Annotated in this window: 2 protein-coding genes and 1 pseudogene; all 3 read right to left on the bottom strand. The window is 56.3% G+C overall.

All coding sequences use genetic code 11. From position 1 onward, the window contains the following. A partial coding sequence (locus ABZW74_RS24350) for an AAA family ATPase (RefSeq protein ID WP_355280060.1) occupies positions 1-856 on the bottom strand: 856 nt, incomplete at its 3' end. An 866-nt stretch (positions 857-1,722) separates the two neighbouring features. Further along, positions 1,723-2,550, bottom strand: a complete 828-nt coding sequence (locus ABZW74_RS24355; RefSeq protein ID WP_355280062.1) for a hypothetical protein — start codon at positions 2,548-2,550, stop codon at positions 1,723-1,725. An 89-nt stretch (positions 2,551-2,639) separates the two neighbouring features. Beyond that, positions 2,640-2,798 (bottom strand): annotated as a pseudogene (locus ABZW74_RS24360) (Fis family transcriptional regulator); the annotation flags it as partial.

A 2,798-nucleotide genomic window follows, 5' to 3' on the forward strand; every position in this document is an offset into this window, starting at 1 on the left:
ACTTTAAGTCGAGGTCGATCAGAGGCGGTTCAATGTCGTGATCGACCAGTCCAATGACAGGCACCCCGTAACTAGCCAAATGCTCAACCTTCGACACAACCCCAGCGCGACCCTGCCCTTGCGATATCGAAGCCCGCGTCAATTGCGGGTAGAGCAGCTTGAGGACAACTTCGTCGAGGTCACCCTCTGTAACGACTAGAAGATCGCTCTGAGTCAGAGCGCTGGCTTTGAAACCAGTGTTGCGATGAAGCTCGATAAGTCCGGACGTATCCGACACAGGCATTGCGACATTGTCATGATCTAGGCGAATGATCGATGAGGGAGCGATGCGGTCTAGGATCGCAGGACTGTGCGTGGCAATCAACATCTGCCCCTCAGGTCCGACCCCATCTATGAGAACGTCAATCAGACGCTGACTGAGGTTTGGATGAAGATAGGCATCGGGCTCGTCGATTAAAACAATGCTCTGTCCAGCCCCAGCGCGAAGTACTCGGCTAATGATTATGAGTGCTTGACGTTCGCCGCTAGACAGATCAGCAACCGCATGGACCTCGCCGTTCGGTAGCTGTATTCGCAAAGCATCCGGATACTGTCGAGTAAGTGGTAGCAGCACTTTAGGATGCAGTAGCGAGTTGACGGTATCTCGAAATTGCTCCCACCCGACCCTGGAAATTGTCGTTGGCTCCGATTCCGAACCGGGCTCGTTATCAAGCTTATCCGCCATACAAAGCGCTTTTGCAAATTGCTCGAACTCACCATCATCAAGTCGACCATAGTTGCTGACTGCCTGCCGGGATTCTGCAGACCGCCGATAGGCAGATTCATCGTCGAGGAGATGCATATCGATCGCGCCCACACCCGCAGGCATAAGCCGACGCTCTGCCGGGAGGTACATCGGATTGAGTGACCGATTCTCCAGGAGAAACATCTCGTTCGCCGGAAACTCTGAGAGGGCCGTCGGGAGTCCGACTAGACCGGCATCGGGGGCAGCGCCACTGCGTACCTGGAACTGAACACCCGTGTACGGGTTATGTCGAATTCCAAGTACGACTTGACCCCTGACATCGACGTGGCCCCATCCTGACGCTGAGCTGAAGGATTCGATGGCTGAGCGCTCAGGCTCGGACAGATCGACCTCGATTTCAACTGACGCGGTGCAGCCAGACCTAGGATTCGGGAGCTGTCGAGACCAAGGCGAAATGAGTGCCCCTAGGAGCTTTGACTTACCAGTACCGTTTGGGCCGGCCAGCGCCACGACAGGCGTACGTGGAACGACTATCGTCTGGTCGACGAGGCCGCCAATGCCACTAACCGTGGCGCTAACAATTCTCATGCGCATATCGTATTGGGCGTTCTCACATCACCTGTGGCTTTGAGAGTCTCCGTCTCGCGCTATCTGCGCCGGGGAACTATTGCTCGGGCGGCGATCTACAGCGTGCGGTCCAGGCCGCCGCGGTAGAACCAGTGGGTCGCGCGAGGATGCGGACGGTGGCGTCAGGCGCGCCATCGCAACGTGTAGAGTTTTGCTGCCCGAGAGGTGTGCTAGTATGGCACTGAGGAGCGCGGGTAAGCCGTGCCGGTTCGTAGCCGGACGTTCCACAGAAGCGCGGAGATCCGGCTTAACGCACCGGTTGGCCCTTGGGCCGATAGCTCAAATTGTAGAGCCCCGCTTTGTTATCTTTAGCTCTGGGTCAGATCTGGCATGAGATGCCCGACCATTTCCTATCGAAGCGCAATTTCTGCCTTAATCTCCGCTTCCGTCAGACCGACTGAGGCGTAGTGATGACGCGCCACACCTTTGGCTTTGCGCAGTCCCAGTATGGGGTCCTTTCCGCATCCGCCTGGCACAAGTTCGTCTGCCTCATCAACAACCATCGAGACCCACGTGGTTCGAGGCAGGGCCGCCTGCAGCATTACATTTGTTTCTCGATCGAGGCGCTTGGTAACCGCAAGCACAGCAACCATTTCTCCATGTCCAAACTCGATCCGGTCGCCAACAGATAGCGCCGTCGGATCTCGACGAGCAAGAGCAACCCAGCCATCTGTTAGCGGCTGAGTCCACCCTCGCACTGCATCAATCAACTGTTGACGCACGATTCCGCCATTATGGATCACATCATTTCGCATCCATCGCAACGCGTCGATATAGGCGATCATGTCAATCGTGTACGCGGCGCCGGAAGCGTCCGCGATATTCTGATGCAGCTCATTGAGATTGGCCTTCGCCTTTGTGGCGGAACAGCGCCCAGCCTTGTGCAGCATTTTGGCGCAAGTTCTCAGGTAGTCCTCGTGAAGCGACAGTACGTAGGGGACCGACATCATCCCCAGGTGTGCATCTGCCGCAGAAAGGATCTCGGCAGCACTTTCAGATCGTAGGTTGAACCGCTTGATGTGCTCGACGTTCGGAAAGATCTCAGGCAGCATGCGCTCTGAGCCGAGAGTTGGCTGCAAGAAATGGGCCGATAATTGCGCACCGGCTAGCAGTCCCATCACAGCATTGTTTGCTGCATCTTTTCGGGCTTCGTACTGTCGGTGAATCTTGAATCGCACAACAGCACTCTTAGATGGACCTGATCTAGACATCGTCCCGCCCCTATCGCTCCGATATATTTGCTGAATGTTCGACGCCCCATCAAGGCTCAATCATTGAGATCTCCGTCGATCGCTGATACGTACTGGGCATAAGTGGCGGCAGAAGCCACCGCGTGTCGTTCGATGGTGGCAGGGGAGTAGCCGAGAGCGTCGGCGAGTATCGCTGCTGGTGCGAGTTTGGTTAGTTCGTGCAAGGTGCCCAGCCG

Source organism: Gordonia sp. NPDC003585 (assembly GCF_040610755.1).
GTDB lineage: Bacteria > Actinomycetota > Actinomycetes > Mycobacteriales > Mycobacteriaceae > Gordonia.